The organism is Tianweitania populi (assembly GCF_014652875.1).
GTDB lineage: Bacteria > Pseudomonadota > Alphaproteobacteria > Rhizobiales > Rhizobiaceae > Tianweitania > Tianweitania populi.
In genome coordinates, this window is the sequence record NZ_BMZQ01000015.1 from 1 (window position 1) to 577 (window position 577).

Consider the following 577-nt stretch of genomic DNA (forward strand, 5'->3'; position numbering starts at 1 on the left):
GGGCCGCGCCGCTGCCGGATGATGGAGAGGTCGGTTTCGCTGAACGTGTAGTGACGGATCAACTCATCCTTGGTGTCCGGCAACGCCAGCAGGCTTTCGCGCTCGGCGGCGGACAGGATTGAACGACGTGGCATATTTACTGATCCGTTCTCAGGTATTGATACAGGGTTTCGCGACTGATTCCGAATTCACGAGCCAGCTTGGCACTGTTGCAAAGTTAGCGATGAGGCAGCCTTTTGTCTTATTCAAAGGCCTTACATTTCAAAAACTCTGCTTACCAGGCGCATTTCGCCCAGGGGATCACCATAATAAAATGCTGAGGCCTGGCCTTTGCGTAGTGCACGCATCACCTCAATACCTTTGATGGTGGCGTAAGCCGTCTTCATGGATTTAAATCCCAGCGTGGCGCCGATTATCCGTTTCAGTTTGCCATGATCGCATTCAATCACGTTGTTCCGGTACTTAATCTGTCGGTGTTCAACGTCAGACGGGCACCGACCTTCGCGTTTGAGCAGAGCAAGCGCGCGACCATAGGCGGGCGCTTTATCCGTGTTGATGAATCGTGGGATCTGCCACT

The 577-nt window shown here is 53.2% G+C and carries 1 protein-coding gene and 2 pseudogenes; all 3 read right to left on the minus strand.

Annotated elements, in window-relative coordinates; genetic code table 11:
- Positions 1-134 (minus strand): DUF4158 domain-containing protein (locus IE166_RS21005; protein ID WP_189507714.1); only part of this gene is annotated, 134 nt, incomplete at its 3' end.
- A 2-nt stretch (positions 135-136) separates the two neighbouring features.
- A pseudogene (locus tag IE166_RS20540) lies at positions 137-202 on the minus strand (helix-turn-helix domain-containing protein); the annotation flags it as partial.
- A gap of 52 nt (positions 203-254) precedes the next feature.
- Positions 255-577, minus strand: a pseudogene (locus IE166_RS20545) (IS6-like element IS26 family transposase); the annotation flags it as partial.